This is a genomic window from Streptomyces sp. ERV7, from assembly GCF_001653515.1.
Classification (GTDB): Bacteria; Actinomycetota; Actinomycetes; order Streptomycetales; family Streptomycetaceae; genus Streptomyces.
The window spans coordinates 341,341-361,295 of the sequence record NZ_LYOY01000029.1; the positions used below are offsets into that span (position 1 = coordinate 341,341).

Genomic DNA, 19,955 nt, shown 5'->3' on the forward strand with positions numbered 1-19,955 from the left:
CGGCGACCGCTCACCGACCATTGTCGCGCACCCGTCCGGGTGCCCCGAGCCTGGGGTGGCCGCCGTGGGGGAGCTCACACTCCGGTCGGGTCCTCGCCCCGGTCCAGGGCCTTCCACAGCTCCTCCGGCCGGTCCGGGTCCTTGACCGGGCGGGCCTTGCGGGGCCGGGGGCTGCCGTCGCGCTCGTAGCGCCCGCCCATCGCGGGCCAGCCGGCGCCGAACCGCAGCGCGAGCAGCCCGGCGACCAGGAGCAGCAGACCACCGGCGAAGGTGACGTAGGGCCAGGCGGTGTGGGTGAGGCCGGCGATGGTCTCGGCGGCGTCGCCGCTGGTCCTGGCGGCCTTCTCGTCGAGCGCGGCGCTGTCGTCGGCGCCGAGGAAGGCGGCGAGCGCGGCCCCGGCGCCGCTCACCGCGAGCAGTCCGGAGACCAGCAGCCGGCCGGCCCGGCGGACCGCGAACACCGCCACGAGCGCGGCGAGTCCGACGATCGCGAGGGCGGCGGGCACACCCGTGACGTTCTGCCCGGTGGCACGCAGCGGCACGGAGCCGCCGCCGACCGCGGCGTGGCCCTCGGCCCAGGTCTGCCCGGAGGCGAGCAGGACCACGGCGGCTCCGACGGCGCCGAAGAGCAGGGCGGCGGCGAGGGTGCGGCGGCCGCCGCCGGCGGACGACGCGGATTCGGCACGCGACTGGGGTACGGGTACGGCACTCACGTACCCCACTATCGCCTGCGTGGGGGTGATCTTGTCAGCCGGGGGTGTGTTATGGCGCGAATTCGCGGCGCGGGGCCGGTCGGACGGGCCCCGGTCGTTCACGTGCGGACCGTGCGTGGCCGGTCGCGCCCACGCGGCGCACCCGCACGTGTCACCGCCCCGCGCCCCTCAATACCTGGGGCGCGGGGAACGGCGCGAGCAACCCAGCACGGTCCGCAGATGACGCACTTCCCGCGGAGCGCTAGCCACCGAGTCGATTCGCCGTATGGACGGCGCGCAGCACCGCCGCCGCCTTGTTGCGGCACTCGTTGTCCTCCCCCACCGGGTCGGAGTCGGCCACCACGCCCGCTCCGGCCTGGACGTACGCCGTGCCGTCGCGCAGCAGCGCGGTGCGGATGGCGATGGCGGTGTCGGAGTCGCCGGCGAAGTCGAGATAGCCGACGCAGCCGCCGTACAGCCCGCGGCGGCTGGGCTCCAGCTCCTCGATGATCTGCATCGCGCGCGGCTTGGGCGCCCCGGAGAGCGTCCCGGCCGGGAAGCACGCGGTGAGCACGTCGAAGGCGGTACGGCCCGGGGCGACCCGGCCGGTCACGGTCGACACGATGTGCATGACGTGCGAGTACCGCTCGATCGACATGAAGTCGACGACCTCGACGCTGCCGGGCTCGCAGACCCGCCCCAGGTCGTTGCGGCCGAGGTCGACCAGCATCAGGTGCTCGGCCCGCTCCTTGGGGTCGGCGAGCAGCTCCTCGGCCAGGTCGTTGTCCTCCTGCGGGGTGGCGCCGCGGTGCCGGGTCCCGGCGATCGGGTGGACCATGGCCCGCCCGTCCTCGACCTTGACGAGGGCCTCGGGGCTCGATCCCACGACGTCGAAGCCGTCGAAGCGGAAGAGGTACATGTACGGCGACGGGTTGGTGGCCCGCAGCACCCGGTAGACGTCGAGCGCGCTCGCGGTGCACGGCGTCTCGAACCGCTGCGAGGGCACCACCTGGAAGGCCTCGCCCGCGCGGATGCGCTCCTTGATGTCCTCGACGGCGTCCTGGTAGGCCGTGCCGCCCCACAGCGCGGTGTACTCGGGCAGCTCGGACGGCGGGAGGGCGGCGGGCGCGTACTCCACCGGCTTCGCCAGATCCGCCTCCATGGCGTCGAGCCGGGCCACGGCGTCCGCGTACGCCTCGTCGACGCCGGTGTCCAGGTCGTTGTGGTTGATCGCGTTGGCGATCAGGAGCACCGAGCCGGCCCAGTGGTCGAGTACGGCGAGGTCGGAGGTGAGCAGCATGGTCAGCTCGGGCAGCCGGAGGTCGTCGCGCCCGTGCTCGCCGATCTTCTCCAGCCTGCGCACGATGTCGTAGCCGAGGTAGCCGACCATGCCGCCGGTGAACGGCGGCAGCCGGTCGGCCAGGTCGCGCGGGGTGTGCAGCGCCTCGACGGTGGCCCGCAGGGCCTCCAGCGGATCGCCCGAGGTGGGGACGCCGACGGGCGGGGTGCCCTGCCAGTGGGCCTCGCCGTCGCGGGTGGTGAGCGTCGCGGCGGAGCGCACGCCCACGAACGAGTAGCGCGACCAGGAGCGGCCGTTCTCGGCGGACTCCAGGAGGAAGGTGCCGGGCCGCTCGGCGGCGAGCTTGCGGTAGAGCCCGACGGGGGTGTCGCCGTCCGCGAGGAGGCGGCGGCTGACCGGGATGACGCGGCGGTCCACCGCGAGCTTGCGGAAGGTTTCGAGATCCATGGCGCGACCCTACTGAGCGGGGGCGGGCAGCAGGACGTCCGCGTCGAAGCATGTCCGATCACCGGTGTGGCAGGCGGCACCGATCTGGTCGACCTTGACCAGCAGCGTGTCCCCGTCGCAGTCCAGCGCGACGGATTTGACGTGCTGGAAATGACCGGAAGTGTCCCCCTTCACCCAGTACTCGTTCCGGCTGCGCGACCAATAGGTGCAACGGCCGGTGGTCAGGGTGCGGTGCAGGGCCTCGTCGTCCATCCAGCCGAGCATGAGCACCTCGCCGGTGTCGTACTGCTGGGCGATGGCCGGGACCAGTCCATCGGCGGTCCGCTTCAGGCGGGCGGCGACGGCGGGGTCGAGAGTGCTGGTCATGGGCCCATTGTGCCGTGGCTCGGGGGCGGTACGGCGGTGCGTCCACTGGGCGGACGTGGGCCCGGGTCGTACGCTGGCCCCCATGTCGACCCATGCCAAGCGTGAACGGCTGCTGCTCGCCGACCTGTTGGAGGCGGCGGGCCCGGAGGCCCCGACCCTCTGCGAGGGCTGGACCACGCGTGACCTCGCCGCCCATCTGGTGGTCCGCGAGCGCCGCCTCGACGCGGCCGGCGGGATAATCCTCGGCGCGCTGAAGTCCCGTCTCGACCGGGTGCAGGCGGAGTTCGCCGCGAAGCCGTACGAGGAGCTGGTGCGGCTCTTCCGTACGGGGCCGCCGAAGTACTCACCGTACAACCTCAAGCAGGTCGACGAGGGGGCGAACGCGATCGAGTTCTACGTCCACGGCGAGGATGTCCGCCGGGCCCAGCCCGACTGGACGCCGCGGCCGGTGGACCCGGTCTTCGCGGACGTCCTCTGGTCCCGTCTGGAGAAGATGGCGCGTCTGATGGGCCGCCGCTCCCCCGTGGGTCTGGTCCTGCGCCGCCCCGACGGCCAGACGGCGGTGGCGCGCCGCGGTACGCCGGTGGTGACGGTCACCGGCGAACCGGGCGAACTGTCCCTGTTCGCGTCGGGTCGCCAGGAGGCGGCGGCGGTCGAGATCGAGGGGGAGAAGTCGGCGGCGACGCGGGCGCTGGAGGCGAAGCTGGGGGTGTGACCCCGGTCCTGATCCCCCCTCCGCCCCGCGCACCCCCAGACCCACCGCCGCGCTCAGCAGAGCCGCAGCTTTCACGAAGTCACCCACACAGTAGGCGTGGACCGCAGACTCGTGGGTGAAATATGCCTCGTCCTTACGGGACTTCGAGGCGCGCGCCGATTCCAGGCCCAGTTCCAGGACCCGTCCCCAGGCGCGCCAGCGCAGTCCGAGCATCAGGCGGGGCGCGGCCGCCCTGGCGAGCCGGACCGCCTCGCGGTGCAGCCGGGCCTCGATCGCCGAGGCGGTGAGCGCGATGACGGCCTCGGTCTCGGCGGCGACGTCCGCAGGTGTCGCTGCGCGCAGCCAGGCGGCCACGCTCTCGGCGGTGGCGGCCACCATGTTCCGGTCCGGCGCGTCCAACGCCTCAGCCACCCCGTCGGCCGACCGCAGCCGGGAGCCGTCACGGACCAGGAGCCGGGACCGCACGAGGGCGTGGATGCTCTGCGCGCCGTCCGGACGCAGGCACGCGGCGAGATCCTCGCCCCACTGGGCGCTGCCGGCGCTCAGCAGCGCCCGCAGCAGCTCCACCGCCTCGTCGCTCAGCCACTTCAGCAACTTCGGGATCAACAGGCCCAGACCGGCGGCAGGCGGGACCTCCGGCGGAATGCCATGCTCGGCAGCCTCCTGGAGAAACGCGGCGATGAGCCCGAGTCGGCTCGGAAGGCCCCCCGTCTCCTGCCAGACTCGCTTGGCCTGCGCGGCCTCCTCGGGCGTCAGCTCACGGTCCAGCGCATCCCGGAACAGGGTCTGTGCAGAGGCGAGCGGCAGCCCGTTCAGCCCGACCGTGCAGCCGCGTCCGGCGAGGGTCAGCCGAGAGCACGCGAGGACGAGCGTGGAGTGCGGCAGGGAGTCGATCACCTCGTTCAGCTCCTGCTCGGAGCACTCCAGGTCGTCGACGACGAGCAGGATGCGGAGTGCCGCGAGCAGTCGGCGTCGCTCGCCCTGGGCGGGCAGCCGCATGCGCTCGGCCTCGTAGGTGGCGAGGAAGATTTCCTGGAGGAGTTCCTCCATCGGCAGCCCGCGTGCCGACAGCAGCACCGCGCCCTCGCAGCGCGGCACGGTGTCGGCACCGAGGGTGCCCCGGCCAGCCGCGTGCAGCAGCAAAGTGGTCTTGCCGCTGCCGGACTCGCCGTAGACCTGGACGATCTCTCGGCGGGCCACCGCGTCGGCCAGGCGCACGAGTTCCCGTTCCCGGCCGAGCGCGACGAGATTCCTGCGGGCCGGAATGACCGCGCTGAGCGTTCTGCGGGTGACCGGTGCCTCGGTGCTGTCCACGAACAGGATCGTGGAGAGGCCGTCCGCCCGGATCTGTATGACCTTGGTGCCGACAGCCACCTGCGAGCCGATGACGCCGCCGTCTACCTTCAGGGTCTGGTCGGTCCCGGCTGCGGGTTCCTTCCCGGCCGACGCACCCTGCGCTTCCTCGGCCAATCGTCCCCTCCGAACATTCGACTCCCCTGTGGGTGAGTCTGAGGTCGTACGACTGCGGTGGGCAAGGCTCCGCGAGGCCGCTTATGGCCAGTGCGGGGCTCAGGGTCTTACACGGTGTCGCGACTCGGCGGGCGCACGGAACAGGCCGATGACGGCGCCAGCCACGCGCGTCACAGGCACGTCAGCCCCCGTAGTAGTCGTTCGGCGCTGGGCGCCACTGGCGGAGCCGAACGTTCAGCTCGTTGTTGTTATCGCCGATGTTGTCATCGTTGATCAGGAACTCAACCGCCTCCGGTAGGCCATCGACGACCAGACAGCCGGAGTCCCCACCGATGAAGTGCCACTGCCCCGGCGTCATGGCCGTACGGAACTTCGGGTGCGCAGGATCGACCCACAGGGCACTACCGCTTCGCACCCGCATCAGCAGGCTGTACTTGGGCGCCCCGGGAAGCGGCCAGCGGCCGTTGTCCGGCGCGGACTCGTTCTTTCCATCGGGTCCGTAGTCCGCCCCCCACGTGGCGATCTGTATGCGGCCGGACGCAGTAAACCGCACCAGGTCACCGCGCAGAAAACCGCCCGGGCTGGGCCACGACGGATTTCCGGCCGGACTTGAGTGGAGAGTGTTGCGGTTGCCTGCGGCGAAGAAATCGTCGATGACCGCAGCGGGTGTGTTCTGCGAGCAGCGGAAGACTTCGGGAGAGGTCGTAAGGGCCCACTCCTGGCGCAGGTCGCCGGTAGAGCAGGGGAGTTGGATCAGTTGCTCATGCTGCCGACTGGCGGTGAGGCACTTGCCGCTGCGCTTGTTACGGAACAGGACGGTTCTGACCCCGTCTGCCCGGGTGTGGAAGATCGTGCTGTGTTCCCACAGCTGCGCCGGGTCGCGGGTGCAGGGCCACTGCCATATCGGGGCGCCGTCGGCGGTACTTCCCCACTGCACGTCGACACACTTGCCGCTGCGCGCGGACTGGATGCTTCCGTAGTTGCCGTCGGTCGGCTTCAGGGACCAGCGTTGGTTGTCGGCCCCTAGGAAGGGCCAGCCCTGGATGGCGGTGCGGTCACTGTCGGCGCCGCCTTCGTCGCGTAGGTCCATGACCATGCCGTAGAAAGGATTGGTGAGGATCCCGACCGGGTTGCCGGGCCAGGGGCGGTCAATGGCGTGGGCGGGCGCAATACCCAGACTGAGCAAGGCGGCGACGATGACCATGAGGAAAGCCAGTCGTCGGTGCAATATATGCCGGAGCACTGTTCTGGTGGGGTTGGCCTCGGCCGAAATCCAGGGCGGCAGCGGTATGCGACCTGCGGGCATGGGACCCCCTTGGAAAGATTGTGGTTGCGTGTAGGCGTCGCTGCCGGGGCTGGTCGAGACGACGGGTGGCGGCGGTGCGCGGTCACGGGAGGAGCAGGCCGACGGAGACGCTGTCATTGCCGTTCATCGCCCTCCCTTCAACCACCCGAGGGTGCCACCGAAGTAACGAGGGCGCTACGTCAAGTGAGTGACAAGGGGGGCTCTATGGAGCACACCATGGGCGCGTGCCGTCCCAATGCGCCGGCGCGAAATCCCCGCCAGCGGCCAAGAAGCTGATCAGTCTCGCGTCCGACTGATCCGCGCAGGTCAGCCTCCTTCGCTGGACTGGCTTCATCGGCAGCAGACAGGCAGTTCGGGAAGCGGCTCCGGGGAAACGGGCCGGTCGAAAGACCGGAACCGCGCCCCCGGCCAACTTCACCAGCAGTTCAGCGGGGTGGGCCTGCCGCACTTCGGAGCTGCGGGCCTTTGACAATCAATCCAGTCGTCGCAGGTCAGGGCCTTTCGACCGGGCTGGGCTGGCTGTTGTAGGTTCTCGCCATCCATGACACAGCGCATGGTGGCTGACCTGCGGTTCTTGCACAGTCTCGTGCCGATGGCACGGCCGCCCTGTCTCACGAACGTGGCATTTCCTCACGGAGCTGGGATGCCAAGCTCGTGAGACTGGCGATGGATGGTGCCCGATTGGCGCGGGCTCACTCACGTCTGGAGCTCGGTCAGCGGATGACCTTCATGCCGAAGTGGTTGCCGAGGCCGAGGGTGAGGCCGATGGCGCTGTGCATGTGGGCGTACATTTCCATGCCGCGGGCAGAGACGATGCCGCCGAGGTCGAGGATGTCGGTCCAGCCGTAGGCCGTGAGGAGGTCGGTGGCGGTCTGCTTGGCGTCGGTGTTTTCGCCGGCGACGAACATGGTGTGGTCGCCGCCGGCGATCGCCTTGGGGTTGACGACGGTCTCCTGCTCCTGTGTGACGAAGGACTTGACGACCTTCACGTCGGGCAGGGCGCGCTGGATCTGCTCGCCGAGACTGTCGGTGTCGCACGGGTCCATCTTCGGCATGGTGCCCCACGGTGTGGGCCAGGGGTGTTCCATCTCGGCGCCGTAGATGTAGGGGACGGCGTAGTCGATCAGGACCTTGCCGCTCAAGGAGTCGGCGATCCCGGTCAGGGCGCTGAGCGCGTTGTGGCCGTCGATCCCGTTGATGACGATCTCGTCGGAGGCGGCCGCGGCGTCGCCGAAGGTGCGCAGGGTGATGCCGGGGTGGTCGGCGAGCCACTGCTTGTAGGGGACGTTGCCCATCATGTCGGGTTCGGTGCGGGCGAGGGTGGCTTCGACGTCGCGGGTGCCGACGTAGACCTGGTGGCCGAGCGCGGCGAGCTTGGCGGCATGGGCGCGGCCGCCGCCTCCGGTGCCGAGAACTGCGATCTTCATGGTGTGGCTCCTTACTGTGTGAGGGGTGGTGGGTCGTCCGGGGTGTCCCGGTGGTCAGTGCTGGGTCTTTGGGGTGACGCCGATGAGGTAGCCGTTGAGGTCGCGGAAGTAGAGGGCCTGGTGTCCGCCGGCGTCGACGGGGCCCTTGACCACGTCGATGTGGGCGGCGTGTTCCTCGGTCCAGGTGTCGAAGTTGTCGACGGCGAGGTAGTGCATGCCGCAGCAGCCGGTGGGGGTGTCCTTCAGGGGCGGCAGCCAGATGCCGAGCAGGTCGGCCTGCTGGAGCATGAAGGCGAACTCGCCGCCGTAGGTCAGGACGCGGATGTAGGCGCCGGTGGGGGCGGGCTGGGCAGTGAAGCCGAGCTTCTCGTAGTAGCCGATGGTGGCGTCGAGGTCTTTGACGCCGAGGCAGGCGGAGACGGTGGGTGTGTGCATGGCGGTTCTCAGGTGCTTTCGGTCTGCTGTTTGAAGGCGTCGATGTCGTCGGGGCCGAAGATGCCGAGGATGTAGCCGTCGGGGTCGCGGAAGAAGAACTCCCGCCCGGTGCGGTCGTGGTTGGCAACGGTGTCGGTGACGACGTCGACGAGGGGGCGGATGCGCTCCACGGTGGCGTCGAAGTCGGCGACGGTGAAGTAGTGGATCCCCGAGCAGCCGATTCCCGGCGGCATGGAGGGCAGCAGCTGCCGCAGACTCTCCTGGCCCTGGACCATCAGGGCGGGCCTGCCGTCGTGGGTGATGATCAGCAGCGGGTGTTCGGGGTCGAGGGGGCCGGTGTCCAGCACGCCGAAGCCGAGCTTCTTGTAGAAGTCCGCGGTGGCCAGGGGGTCACTCACGGCGAGACAAGGGGCGATGTTCATCATGAAGAGCTTCCCTCCGACGGGCTGTGGACGATCATGGTTACTCCGCCCGGGTGGGCGGTGCCGAAGCCGGGCCGACCGCAGAGGACGAGGCCGGCGCCGGGGCCACGGACGCCGACGCACGCTGCGAAAGCCATGGTCGTCTCCGGGGTAAGTGGGGTACGTGATTGGTTACGGACAGGGGCTGCGGGGGTGGGGTCGCACGGCGGTCCGCCGCTCACGGCCTGTGTGCAGTGCCCAGGAGGCCGTACCGCCCAGCCCGTGATGGCCTGGGCGCTGGGCCGAGGCGTACGGCAAGCCCACGGGCGCCGGGCGGTCTCGATGCTTCTCAAGCCGCCCCGGGGCGCTGCTGCACCCCGCCCCTCAATTAGTACATTCGTGCAGGTCTCCTGTCGAGCCGTACCGGCAAGTAGGGAGAAACGCCTCTAATCCACCAGGGGGTGACCAGCCTGAATGGCATGGAGTGACGGAGAAAATACGAGCTCACATCAGCGAATCCCGTGATGGATGCGCACCGGCAGCCCACTCGGGGCAATTCTGATACCTTCGTACAGAAGTCAACATCTCTGCGGCAGTGCGCGAGATCCTGGGAGGAAGACGGCATGGCTGGGCAGGGCGCCGGGAAGCGGCGGTATGACCCCAAGCGGCGGGTCGAGGAGATCACCGCTGCCACCGAGCAGGTGATCGCCGAGCGAGGTATCGAAGGGCTGACCCACCGCGCGGTGGCCGAGCGGGCCGGTGTCCCGCTGGGGGCGACGACCTACCACTTCGCGACCAAGGACGACCTCATCACCGCCGCCCTCCAGCGCGCCGTCGACCGCTACGCCGCCTACCTCACCGACTGGGTCGCCCAGCGCCCCGACCTTTCCCCCGGCCAGCTGGCCGTGCTGCTCACCGATGTCCTGATGGGCTGTTTCGGGCCCCAGCGTGACCAGCAGGTCATGGAGTTCGAGCTCTACCTGGCCGCGCTGCGGCGCCCTGCTCTTCGGCCGATCGCCGACCGGTTCATCGAGCTGAGCGTGGATGCCCTGCGGCCGTACGTCGACGAGGTCACCGCCCGCACCGCGGCCGTGGCCACCAACGGCCTGACCCTGCAAGGACTGGCCGGCACCACACCGCCCTCCCGCGGCGAGGTCGAGGACATCCTGCGCCGCATCCTCACCCCCAACCCGAACCTGCCGTTCCCCGCGCCCCTGGGCACTTAGGGGCGCGGGGAACTGCGCGACCAGCCACCCACGGTCCGCAGACGAAAAGAAGCGGGGTGCAGGGGGCGGAGCCCCCGCGACCGGGGTCCGGGGAGTGCAGCCCCCGGGAAACCACCTTCCCCCCCACCCCCCGGAGGGTCTGGTGGCGTGGGGTCAGCGCACCGGGTGGCCCGCTTCGCGCAGGGCCCCCTTCACGTCGGCGATCCGCAGATCGCCGAAGTGGAACACCGACGCCGCCAGCACCGCGTCCGCCCCCGCCGCCACCGCCGGAGCGAAGTCGGCCAGGCGGCCCGCGCCGCCCGAAGCGATCACCGGGACGGTGACGTGGCGGCGGACCGCCGCGATCATCTCGACGTCGTACCCGTCCTTCGTCCCGTCCGCGTCCATCGAGTTCAGCAGGATCTCCCCCGCCCCCAGCTCCGCCGCCCGGTGCGCCCACTCCACCGCGTCGATGCCGGTCCCCCGGCGCCCGCCGTGGGTCGTGACCTCGAAGGAGCCGGACGCGGTCCGGCGCGCGTCGACCGACAGGACGAGCACCTGACGCCCGAAGCGCTCCGCGATCTCGCGGATGAGCTCCGGGCGCTCGATCGCCGCCGTGTTGACGCCCACCTTGTCCGCCCCGGCCCGCAGCAGCTTGTCGACGTCCTCCGCCGAGCGGACGCCGCCGCCCACCGTCAGCGGGATGAAGACCTGCTCGGCGGTGCGCCGCACCACGTCGTACGTCGTCTCACGGTTGCCCGAGGACGCCGTGATGTCCAGGAACGTCAGCTCGTCCGCGCCCTCGGCGTCGTACAGCTTGGCCATCTCCACCGGGTCGCCGGCGTCGCGCAGGTTCTGGAAGTTGATCCCCTTCACCACCCGGCCGTTGTCGACGTCCAGGCAGGGGATGACTCGGACCGCGAGGGTCATTCGGTGGCTCCTTCGGGGGCGCCGCCCTGGGCGCCCCGGTAAGCGTCTACTTCCACCTCGACCAGTATCCGCGGGTCGACCAGACCGGACACGATGACCAGCGTGGCCGCCGGACGGACGGCGTCGAAGAGCTCCTTGTGGGCCCTGCCCGCCTCGTCGATGTCCCGCGCATGGGTGAGGTACATACGGGTGCGGACCACGGACTCGACCCCGAGCCCGAACTCCGCGAGCGCGGCGAGGGCGTTCGAGAAGGCCACCTTGGCCTGCTCGTACGGATCGCCCTCGCCGTACAGCACCTTGCCCCGGAACGGCGTGGTGCCGGCGACGTGCACATGGTCGCCCGCGGCGACGGCGCGCGCGAAGCCGATCGTGTCCTCCCAGGGACTGTCACTCTGCACACGCCGTACGTCGCTCATCGGGACACAGCCTCCAGGGCTTCTTCGAGGGTGAACGCCTTCGCGTACAGGGCCTTGCCCACGATGGCGCCCTCCACACCCTGCCCCACGAGCTCCGCGATCGCCCGCAGGTCGTCGAGCGAGGAGACGCCGCCCGAGGCCACCACCGGCTTGTCGGTGGCCGCGCAGACACTGCGCAGCAGCTCCAGGTTGGGGCCGGTCAGCGTGCCGTCCTTGGCGATGTCGGTCACCACGTACCGCGCGCAGCCCTCGGAGTCCAGGCGCGCCAGCGTCTCGTAGAGGTCGCCGCCGTCGCGGGTCCAGCCGCGGCCGCGCAGGGTCGTACCCCGTACGTCCAGACCGACCGCGATCTTGTCGCCGTACCGCGCGATGACCTTGGCGACCCACTCGGGGGTCTCCAGGGCCGCGGTGCCCAGGTTGACGCGGCGGCAGCCGGTGGCGAGCGCGGCCTCCAGGGAGGCGTCGTCGCGGATGCCGCCGGACAGCTCGACCTTGATGTCCATCGCGCCCGCGACCTCGGCGATCAGCGCGCGGTTGTCGCCGGTGCCGAAGGCCGCGTCCAGGTCCACCAGGTGCAGCCACTCGGCGCCGGAGGCCTGCCAGGCGAGGGCCGCCTGGAGCGGGGAGCCGTAGGAGGTCTCCGAGCCGGACTCGCCGTGGACGAGGCGGACGGCCTGGCCGTCGCGGACGTCGACGGCGGGCAGGAGTTCGAGCTTCGGGGCCGGCTCGGCGGAGGACTTCGCGGACATCACAGGGTTCCGATCCAGTTGGTCAGCAGCTGGGCGCCGGCGTCGCCGGACTTCTCGGGGTGGAACTGGGTCGCCCACAGCGCGCCGTTCTCCACCGCGGCGACGAACGGCTCGCCGTGGGTGGCCCAGGTGACCCGGGGCGCGCGGATCCTGGGGTTGGTGACGTCCAGGCTCCAGTCGTGCACCGCGTACGAGTGCACGAAGTAGAAGCGGGCGTCGGCGTCCAGGCCCGCGAACAGCTCGCTGTCCTCGGGGGCCTTGACCGTGTTCCAGCCCATGTGCGGCACGATCGGCGCCTTCAGCGGCTCGACCGTGCCGGGCCACTCGTCCAGGCCCTCGGTCTCCACGCCGTGCTCGATGCCCCGCTCGAAGAGGATCTGCATGCCGACGCAGATGCCCATCACCGGGCGGCCGCCCGAGAGCCGCCGGCCCACCAGCCAGTCGCCGCGCGCCTCGCGCAGCCCCTGCATACAGGCCGAGAAGGCCCCGACGCCGGGCACGAGCAGCCCGTCGGCGTTCATGGCCTTGTCGAAGTCGCGGGTGATCTCGACGTCCGCGCCGACGTGGGCGAGGGCGCGCTCGGCGGAGCGCACGTTGCCGAAGCCGTAGTCGAAGACCACGACCTTCTTACGAGGAGTGGTCGTGCTCAATTCCACACCTCCAGGCGGAGGATGCCCGCGGCCAGGCACAGCGCCGAGCTGATCGCGAGCAGCGTGACCAGGCTCTTGGACATGTCCTGCTTGATGAAGGAGTAGACGCCGCCCGCGAGGAAGAGGCCGAGGACGATCAGGATGGAGTTGAGGCCGTTCACAGCGCGCCCTTGGTCGAAGGAAGGATGCCCGCGGCACGCGGGTCGTGCTCGGAGGCGTAACGCAGTGCCCGCGCCAGCGCCTTGAACTGGCACTCCACGATGTGGTGCGCGTTGCGCCCGTACGGGACGTGGACGTGCAGGGCGATCTGCGCCTGCGCCACGAAGGACTCCAGGATGTGCCGGGTCATCGTGGTGTCGTACTCGCCGATCATCGGCGCCATGTTCTCGGGCTCGGTGTGCACGAGGTACGGGCGGCCGGAGAGGTCCACGGTCACCTGGGCGAGGGACTCGTCGAGGGGGACCGTGCAGTTGCCGAAGCGGTAGATGCCGACCTTGTCGCCGAGCGCCTGCTTGAAGGCGGCGCCGAGCGCGAGGGCGGTGTCCTCGATGGTGTGGTGCGAGTCGATGTGCAGGTCGCCGTCGGTCTTGACCGTGAGGTCGAAGAGGCCGTGGCGGCCGAGCTGGTCGAGCATGTGGTCGTAGAAGCCGACTCCCGTCGACACATCGACCTTTCCGGTCCCGTCGAGGTCGATCTCGACGAGGACGGACGTCTCCTTGGTGGTGCGTTCGACACGGCCGACGCGGCTCATGCTCTCTGCTCCTTCTTGAGTTGACGGACCGCGTCCAGGAACGCGTCGTTCTCGGTGGGGGTGCCGGCGGTGACGCGCAGCCACCCGGGCACCCCGTTGTCACGGACCAGGACGCCCCGGTCGAGGATCCGCTGCCAGGCGGTGTGGGAGTCCTCGAAGCGGCCGAACTGGACGAAGTTGGCGTCCGACTCGGTCACCTCGTACCCGGCCGTCCGCAGCTCGGTGACCAGCCGGTCCCGCTCCCGCTTGAGCTGCTCGACATAGCCGAGCAGCGTGTCGGTGTGCTCCAGGGCGGCGAGCGCGGTCGCCTGGGTGACCGCGGAGAGGTGGTACGGCAGCCGTACGAGCTGGACCGCGTCGACCACCGCCGGGTGGGCGGCGAGGTAGCCGAGGCGCAGCCCGGCCGCGCCGAAGGCCTTGGACATGGTCCGCGACACGACCAGGTGGGGGCGGCCCTCGATGAGCGGCAGCAGCGAGTCGCGGTGGCTGAACTCGACGTACGCCTCGTCGACGACCACCAGGGACGGCTTGGCGGCCTGGGCGGCCTCGTAGAGCGCGAGGACCGTTTCGGCCTCGACCGCCGTGCCGGTGGGGTTGTTGGGCGAGGTGATGAAGACGACGTCGGGACGGTTCTCGGCGATCGCCTTCTCGGCGGCCGCCACGTCGATGGTGAAGTCCTCGTTGCGCGGCCCGGAGATCCAGCCGGTGCCGGTGCCGCGCGCGATGAGGCCGTGCATCGAGTACGAGGGCTCGAAGCCGATCGCGGTGCGGCCCGGGCCGCCGAAGGTCTGCAGCAGCTGCTGGATGACCTCGTTGGAGCCGTTGGCCGCCCAGACGTTCTCGGTGGCGACCGGGTGCCCGCCGGTCCGGGAGAGGTAGCGGGCGAGCTCGGTGCGCAGCTCCACCGCGTCCCGGTCGGGGTAGCGGTTGAGGCCGCGCGCGGCCTCGGCGACCCGCTCGGCGATCCGCGCCACCAGCGGCTCGGGCAGCGGGTACGGGTTCTCGTTGGTGTTGAGCTGGACCGGCACGTCCAGCTGGGGCGCGCCGTAGGGGGACTTGCCGCGCAGCTCGTCGCGTACGGGCAGGTCGTCCAGGGTCAGACCCTTGCCGTCGGTCACTGGCCCGGCACCTTCCATCCGAACCTCGCCTTGAGCGCGGCGCCGTGCGCGGGCAGGTCCTCGGCCTCCGCGAGGGTGACCACGTGGTGGGCGACCTCGGCCAGGGCGTCCCGGCTGTAGTCGACGATGTGGATGCCCTTGAGGAAGGACTGGACCGACAGGCCCGAGGAGTGGCAGGCGCAGCCGCCGGTGGGCAGCACGTGGTTGGAGCCCGCGCAGTAGTCGCCGAGGGAGACCGGCGACCACGGGCCGACGAAGATCGCGCCCGCGTTGCGGACCCGGCCGGCCACGGCGGCGGCGTCGGCGGTCTGGATCTCCAGGTGCTCGGCGCCGTACGCGTCGACCACCTTGAGGCCCTGCTCCAGGCCGTCGACCAGCACGATCGCGGACTGCCTGCCGGCCAGCGCGGGCTTGATCCGGTCCTCGACGTGCTTGGTGGCCGCGACCTGCGGCTCCAGCTCGCGCTCGACCGCGTCGGCCAGCGCCGCGCAGTCGGTGACCAGGACGGCGGCCGCCATCGGGTCGTGCTCGGCCTGGCTGATCAGGTCGGCGGCGATGTGCGCCGGGTCGGCGGTCTCGTCGGCGAGCACGGCGATCTCGGTCGGACCGGCCTCGGTGTCGATGCCGATGCGGCCCGTGAAGTAGCGCTTGGCGGCGGCGACCCAGATGTTGCCGGGGCCGGTCACCATGTTCGCGGGCGCACACGCGTCGGGCCCGGAGGTGCCGTACGCGAACATCGCGACGGCCTGGGCGCCGCCCACCGCGTACACCTCGTCGACGCCGAGCAGCGCGCACGCGGCGAGGATCGTCGGGTGCGGCAGACCGCCGAACTCCCGCTGCGGCGGAGACGCCAGCGCGATGGACTCGACGCCCGCCTCCTGCGCCGGGACCACGTTCATGACCACGGACGACGGGTACACCGACCGGCCGCCCGGCGCGTAGAGGCCCACGCGCTCGACCGGCACCCACTTCTCGGTGACCGTACCGCCGGGGACCACCTGGGTGGTGTGCTCGCTGCGGCGCTGGGCGCGGTGGACGATCCTGGCGCGCCGGATGGACTCCTCAAGGGCCGCCCTGACCTGCGGGTCGAGCTTCTCCAGGGCCTCGGTGAGCGCCTCGGCGGGCACCCGGATCCGCTCCAGGGTCACTCCGTCGAACTTCTCCGCGTAGTCGATCAGCGCCGCCGTGCCACGATGATGCACGTCCTCGCAGATGGGCCGCACCTTCTCCAGGGCGGCTTCCACGTCGAACTCGGCACGGGGCAGCAGGTCGCGCAGGGCGCCCCCCTCGGGGAGGGCGTTGCCGCGCAGATCGATTCGAGAGATCACGGAACCAATTCTCTCAGACCACATCGCGCCACCGGACGCCCGTATCACTGGCTGATACGTATCCCGCCCGTCCCGCACCCGGGCCGTGACCACTAGCGTTCACTCCGTTACACACGCATGTACGTCCGCACACGCGTGCGCGGAGCGAGCAGGGGACAGGGGGACGGCCGTGACCGAGGCGCCGGATGTCGCTGTGGCGCCGGACTGGTTCAGTCCGGTGGAGCTGGGGATGTGGGAGGCCTTCCGCAACGGCAGCACCTACGACCTGCGCACCCGCAACCGGGTGCGGGACGACCCGTTCTCCGGGCGCGTTTGGGGGCCGGAGCGCTATGTGAAGGCCCGGGCGGTGGCACTGCTGCTGCTCAGCGGGCCGCCCGCGCTGCCGGGCCGGGTCGCGGCGCTGAAGCTGAACGGGGTGCAGATCACCGGGACGCTCAATCTGTCGGGCGGCACGGTCACGCCGTACGTGGAGCTGAACAACTGCCGCTTCGAGGGCGAGGTGCTGATGCCGGAGTGCCGGGTCACCACCGTGCGGATGGTGAACTGCGCGATCCCCCGGATCGAGGCGGCCCGGCTGCAGACCGAGGGCGATCTGCATCTGCCGCGCTGCCGGATCGCCCGCGGCATCCGGCTCACCGACGCCCATATCGGCACCGATCTGCTGCTCAACGAGGCCGTGATCCGGGCCGACCGCAAGGGCCGCTCGATCGCCGCCGACGGCCTCTCGGTCGCCCAGGACCTCCAGGCCGAGCTGATCGAGTCGTACGGGGAGGTGAGCCTGCGCGCGGCGAACGTCGGGGTGACGCTGAGCCTGCGCGGCAGCCGGCTGGTGAACCCGGAGGGGCGGCGCGCGCTGAACGCGCCGCAGCTGACCGTGGAGCGCACGCTCTATATGACGGCGGCGGCCGTCTCGCCCGGCGCCACCGAGACCACCACCCCGCCGTACGGGACGAACTACACGGGCACTCCGGCCCGGGGCACCCGCGTCCAGCCGTTCGTCTGCGAGGGCGGGCTGCGCCTGGACGACGGCCGGTTCGGGGACGCCGTCGACTTCCAGAGCGCGCGCTTCGTGATGCGGGACTACCAGGAGGTGTCGCTGCGCCGGGTGCAGACCCCGGAGCTGCGCTTCCTCGGGGAGCGGCCGGAGCGGGGCCGGGTGGTGCTCTCCGGCGCCCGGGTGGTGAACCTGGTCGACATGTCGACCAGCTGGCCGGGGCCCGGCGGGCTCGCGATGGGCGGCTTCAGCTACGACAACCTGATCCCGCGCGGTCTGTTCCCGCTGACCAGACGGCTGGAGTGGGTGGCGGCGGCGACTCCGGAGTACGCGCCGGAGCCGTACGAGCGGCTCGCCGGCGTCCTGCGCAACAGCGGCGAGGACGCGGACGCGCGCGAGGTGCTGCTCGCCAAGCAGCGCCGGCGCCGCGAGACCCTGCCGCCGGCGGGGAAGCTGTGGGGCGTGCTCCAGGACGTCACGGTGGCCTACGGCTACCGGCCGGGCCGGGCGGCGCTGTGGATGGCGGTGCTGTGGGCGATGGGCGCGCTGGCGTTCTCGCACTACGACCCGCAGCCGATCAAGGCGGACGAGCACCCGGACTGGAACGCCTCGCTCTACGCCCTCGATCTGCTCGTCCCGGTGATCAATCTGGGCCAGGACGGCTACTGGAAGCTGCACGGCAGCTGGCAGTGGGTCTCGGCGGTGCTGATCGTGCTCGGCTGGATCCTGGCCACGACCGTGGCCGCGGGCGCCTCACGACTGCTGCGGCGTGGCTGAAATTTGCCGGTCCTTGACCTGCGCCCGTACAACCGTCACGGCCGCCACAGACTCTTCACCGCACACCACTGGCGGAGCTCCCACCTGCGGTTTTGAATGGTTCGCACCATGTCATTCGTACGCGCCCTGCTCCGTGCCGTCCGCGCGGTCAGGCACACCCCGCACCCCGCCGCCGACCTCCCGGCGGACGAGGATCTGCTCCTCGACGCGCCCGACGGGCGGCTCGGCCCCGCGCTCGTGTCCGCCGCCCGGGGCGAGTACGCGGGCGCGGCCGAACTCCTCGCCACCACCCGGGAGTCGGCCGAGTGGGAGAACCGCGACCGCTACACCATGCGGCTCGCGGCCTTCGCGGTCAGCCGACCGGACTGGCTCGCCGACTGGCTGGCCGCCGCGCCCCGGGACCCGGACGCGCTGCTCGTCAAGGCGGAGCTGGCGATCGTACGGGCGTGGGGCTCGCCCGCCCGCGCGGAGCTGCTGCGCGAGATCGCGCCGCTGATCGACGCGGCGGCCTCGGCCGAGCCCGCGGACCCGGTGCCGTGGCGCATCGCGCTCGACCACGCGCGCGGCACCCATGCGCCGCACACCCTCTTCGAGTCGCTGTGGGCGGAGGCGGTCGGCCGCTCCTCGCACCACTACGGCTGCCATGTGGCCGCGCTGCAGTACCTCTCGGCGCAGTGGTACGGCTCGCACCGGGAGTGCTTCGGCTTCGCCGAGGAGGCCGCGGCGGACGCCCTGCCCGGCTCGCTGGTGCAGGCGCTGCCGGTACGGGCCGCGTTCGCCTGCCTGGCCGCGGGCACCGCCGGAGCGCCGACCGGCCGGCAGAGCCCGCAGGAGCTGTTCCGCGACCGGATCGACGCGGCGGCGGACCTCGCCATCGCGCTCTCCGCCGCGTACGAGCCGGGCGACCCGTGGCCCGCCGAGGTGCGCAATCTGCTGGCGTACGTCCTGGTCGTACGGGAGCGGTGGGAGGAGGCCCTGGAGCAGTTCCGCCGGATCGGGCCCTACGCCACGGCCTTCCCCTGGGCGCGGCTCGACGACGACCCGCTGGGCCGGTTCACCGAGCTGCGCGACGAGGTGCGCCGACAGGCGGCCGCGCGCGTCTCGCCCGGGCGCGAACGGGGTCCTGCGGACATCCCCGCCGGGCCCCCGGACGGCCCGGGACGGCCGCCCGCGAAGGCCCCCGGCAGGGCCGCCGGGCTCCCCGGCGCGAGCGCCCTCGGGAAGCCCGGACGCAGCAGGTCCGGCGACCATTACGCTTGAGCGTTGTGACCACCGCTCGCCTCCCCCTCTTTCCGCTCAACTCGGTCCTGTTCCCCGGCCTCGTCCTGCCGCTGAACGTGTTCGAGGAGCGCTATCGCGCCATGATGCGCGATCTGCTGAAGTCCGGCCCGGACTCCGGTGCCGACTCCGACGACGACGAGCCGCGCCGGTTCGCCGTGGTCGCGATCCGCGACGGCCGGGAGGTCGCGCCGACCGGCCCCGGGATGCCCGACCAGACCGCGATCCCGGAGAAGGGCCCGGCGGCCGGGTTCGGCCCCGACCCGATCCAGGCGTTCCACCAGGTGGGGTGTATCGCGGACGCGGCGACGATCCGGGAGCGCGCGGACGGCAGCTTCGAGGTCCTGGCGACCGGCACGACCCGGGTGAAGCTGCTCTCGGTCGACGCGAGCGGCCCCTATCTGACGGCCGAGCTGGAGGAGCTGCCCGAGGAGCCGGGCGAGGAGGCCGGGGCGCTGGCGGAGGGCGTGCTGCGGGCGTTCCGGGCGTACCAGAAGCGGCTGGCGGGGGCCCGGGAGCGGTCGGTGACCGGTTCGGCCGAGCTGCCTGACGAGCCCTCGGTGGTCTCCTACCTGGTGGCGGCGGCAGCGGTGCTCGACGTCCCGGCGAAGCAGCGGCTGCTCCAGGCGCCGGACACGGCGACGCGGCTGCGGGAGGAGCTGAAGCTGCTGCGCGCGGAGACGGCGGTGATCCGCCACCTCCCGTCCCTCCCGGCGGTGGACCTCACCCGCTCCCCCACCAGCCCCAACTGACGCGACTCAGCTAAGGAAACGGTTCGTTGGCGAAGAAGAAGGCGGCCGGGGGCACCCCGGCGACGGTGGCGCTGACGGCGGCGGGGGCCCGGTTCACGGTGCACGCGTACGAGCACGACCCGTCCTCCGCGTCGTACGGGGAGGAGGCGGCCCAGGCCCTGGGCGTCTCCCCCGACCGGGTCTTCAAGACGCTGGTGGCGGACGTCGACGGCGAGCTGACCGTGGCGGTGGTCCCGGTCGCCGGCTCGCTCGACCTGAAGGCGCTGGCGGCGGCGGTCGGGGGCAAGCGGGCGGCGATGGCGGACCCGGCGGCGGCGGAGCGGACCACGGGCTACGTCCGGGGCGGCATCTCGCCCCTGGGCCAGCGCCGCCGGCTGCGCACGGTGCTGGACGAGTCGGCGTCCTCGCACGCCACGATCTGTGTCTCGGCGGGGAGGCGGGGCCTGGG

Annotated in this window: 20 protein-coding genes and 1 pseudogene; 6 read left to right on the plus strand and 15 right to left on the minus strand. The window is 71.5% G+C overall.

Features of this window, described 5'->3' with window-relative positions; all coding sequences use genetic code 11:
- Window positions 1-74 precede the first annotated feature (74 nt).
- The 3 genes from A8W25_RS07840 to hisI all read right to left on the minus strand — a co-directional run bounded on the left by A8W25_RS07840 (window position 75) and on the right by hisI (window position 2,805).
- The gene (locus tag A8W25_RS07840) at window positions 75-722 is read right to left on the minus strand and encodes a TIGR02234 family membrane protein (RefSeq protein WP_067158026.1); all 648 of its coding nucleotides are present in this window, start codon (window positions 720-722) and stop codon (window positions 75-77) included.
- 232 nt (window positions 723-954) lie between these two features.
- Window positions 955-2,439: an anthranilate synthase component I gene (locus A8W25_RS07845; RefSeq protein WP_067158029.1), complete on the minus strand. Its 1,485-nt coding sequence runs from the start codon at window positions 2,437-2,439 to the stop codon at window positions 955-957.
- A gap of 9 nt (window positions 2,440-2,448) precedes the next feature.
- Window positions 2,449-2,805 (minus strand): phosphoribosyl-AMP cyclohydrolase, encoded by a 357-nt coding sequence (hisI, locus tag A8W25_RS07850; RefSeq protein WP_067158032.1) that lies wholly within the window; start codon window positions 2,803-2,805, stop codon window positions 2,449-2,451.
- An 82-nt stretch (window positions 2,806-2,887) separates the two neighbouring features.
- Between hisI and A8W25_RS32065 the strand changes: the two genes are divergently transcribed.
- Window positions 2,888-3,520: a TIGR03085 family metal-binding protein gene (locus A8W25_RS32065; protein ID WP_079125887.1), complete on the plus strand. Its 633-nt coding sequence runs from the start codon at window positions 2,888-2,890 to the stop codon at window positions 3,518-3,520.
- 1,651 nt (window positions 3,521-5,171) lie between these two features.
- Here the strand turns inward: A8W25_RS32065 and A8W25_RS07860 are convergent.
- The 4 genes from A8W25_RS07860 to A8W25_RS07875 form a co-directional block, all read right to left on the minus strand.
- Complete coding sequence (locus A8W25_RS07860; RefSeq protein WP_067158037.1) at window positions 5,172-6,194, minus strand: RICIN domain-containing protein; 1,023 nt, start codon at window positions 6,192-6,194, stop codon at window positions 5,172-5,174.
- An 815-nt stretch (window positions 6,195-7,009) separates the two neighbouring features.
- Window positions 7,010-7,723, minus strand: a complete 714-nt coding sequence (locus A8W25_RS07865; protein WP_067158040.1) for an NADPH-dependent F420 reductase — start codon at window positions 7,721-7,723, stop codon at window positions 7,010-7,012.
- Window positions 7,724-7,777: 54 nt separating this feature from the next.
- Entirely contained in the window at window positions 7,778-8,158 is a 381-nt protein-coding gene (locus A8W25_RS07870; RefSeq protein ID WP_067158043.1) for a VOC family protein, read from the minus strand.
- Window positions 8,159-8,166: 8 nt separating this feature from the next.
- The gene (locus A8W25_RS07875; protein ID WP_158942457.1) at window positions 8,167-8,556 is read right to left on the minus strand and encodes a VOC family protein; all 390 of its coding nucleotides are present in this window, start codon (window positions 8,554-8,556) and stop codon (window positions 8,167-8,169) included.
- A gap of 626 nt (window positions 8,557-9,182) precedes the next feature.
- Between A8W25_RS07875 and A8W25_RS07880 the strand changes: the two genes are divergently transcribed.
- Window positions 9,183-9,785, plus strand: coding sequence for a TetR/AcrR family transcriptional regulator (locus A8W25_RS07880; RefSeq protein WP_067158049.1), 603 nt, complete (start codon window positions 9,183-9,185; stop codon window positions 9,783-9,785).
- A 153-nt stretch (window positions 9,786-9,938) separates the two neighbouring features.
- Here A8W25_RS07880 and hisF read toward each other — a convergent pair whose 3' ends face one another.
- From hisF to hisD, 8 genes are read right to left on the minus strand one after another with little or no spacing between them, the layout of a single operon-like run.
- Window positions 9,939-10,694 carry an imidazole glycerol phosphate synthase subunit HisF gene (gene hisF / locus A8W25_RS07885; RefSeq protein ID WP_067158052.1) on the minus strand — a complete coding sequence of 252 codons (756 nt, stop codon included), beginning with the start codon at window positions 10,692-10,694 and terminating at the stop codon, window positions 9,939-9,941.
- Entirely contained in the window at window positions 10,691-11,110 is a 420-nt protein-coding gene (locus A8W25_RS07890) for a RidA family protein (RefSeq protein WP_067158054.1), read from the minus strand. Before A8W25_RS07890 ends, hisF begins: the two co-directional genes overlap by 4 nt.
- Window positions 11,107-11,859, minus strand: a complete 753-nt coding sequence (gene priA / locus A8W25_RS07895; protein WP_067158057.1) for a bifunctional 1-(5-phosphoribosyl)-5-((5-phosphoribosylamino)methylideneamino)imidazole-4-carboxamide isomerase/phosphoribosylanthranilate isomerase PriA — start codon at window positions 11,857-11,859, stop codon at window positions 11,107-11,109. The genes A8W25_RS07890 and priA overlap by 4 nt, the downstream gene beginning before the upstream one ends.
- Window positions 11,859-12,515: an imidazole glycerol phosphate synthase subunit HisH gene (gene hisH, locus A8W25_RS07900; protein ID WP_067158060.1), complete on the minus strand. Its 657-nt coding sequence runs from the start codon at window positions 12,513-12,515 to the stop codon at window positions 11,859-11,861. The genes priA and hisH overlap by 1 nt, the downstream gene beginning before the upstream one ends.
- Window positions 12,506-12,670 carry a hypothetical protein gene (locus A8W25_RS34305; protein WP_199831698.1) on the minus strand — a complete coding sequence of 55 codons (165 nt, stop codon included), beginning with the start codon at window positions 12,668-12,670 and terminating at the stop codon, window positions 12,506-12,508. The genes hisH and A8W25_RS34305 overlap by 10 nt, the downstream gene beginning before the upstream one ends.
- The gene (gene hisB, locus A8W25_RS07905; RefSeq protein ID WP_067158063.1) at window positions 12,667-13,260 is read right to left on the minus strand and encodes an imidazoleglycerol-phosphate dehydratase HisB; all 594 of its coding nucleotides are present in this window, start codon (window positions 13,258-13,260) and stop codon (window positions 12,667-12,669) included. Before hisB ends, A8W25_RS34305 begins: the two co-directional genes overlap by 4 nt.
- On the minus strand, window positions 13,257-14,378 hold the full coding sequence (locus A8W25_RS07910; protein WP_420708422.1) for a histidinol-phosphate transaminase: 1,122 nt from the start codon (window positions 14,376-14,378) through the stop codon (window positions 13,257-13,259). Before A8W25_RS07910 ends, hisB begins: the two co-directional genes overlap by 4 nt.
- Complete coding sequence (gene hisD, locus A8W25_RS07915; protein ID WP_067158066.1) at window positions 14,375-15,706, minus strand: histidinol dehydrogenase; 1,332 nt, start codon at window positions 15,704-15,706, stop codon at window positions 14,375-14,377. Before hisD ends, A8W25_RS07910 begins: the two co-directional genes overlap by 4 nt.
- A 169-nt stretch (window positions 15,707-15,875) precedes the next feature.
- On the opposite strand from hisD, the gene A8W25_RS07920 reads away from it, so the two are divergent.
- The 4 genes and pseudogenes from A8W25_RS07920 to ybaK all read left to right on the plus strand — a co-directional run.
- A complete protein-coding gene (locus tag A8W25_RS07920; RefSeq protein ID WP_067158069.1) occupies window positions 15,876-17,477 on the plus strand; it encodes an oxidoreductase in 1,602 nt (533 codons plus the stop codon).
- 96 nt (window positions 17,478-17,573) lie between these two features.
- On the plus strand, window positions 17,574-18,737 hold the full coding sequence (locus tag A8W25_RS07925; RefSeq protein ID WP_234386327.1) for a hypothetical protein: 1,164 nt from the start codon (window positions 17,574-17,576) through the stop codon (window positions 18,735-18,737).
- A 5-nt stretch (window positions 18,738-18,742) separates the two neighbouring features.
- Entirely contained in the window at window positions 18,743-19,507 is a 765-nt protein-coding gene (locus A8W25_RS07930) for an LON peptidase substrate-binding domain-containing protein (RefSeq protein ID WP_067158075.1), read from the plus strand.
- Between the two features lie 26 nt (window positions 19,508-19,533).
- Window positions 19,534-19,953, plus strand: a pseudogene (ybaK, locus tag A8W25_RS32075) (Cys-tRNA(Pro) deacylase); the annotation flags it as partial.
- Window positions 19,954-19,955: the final 2 nt, after the last annotated feature.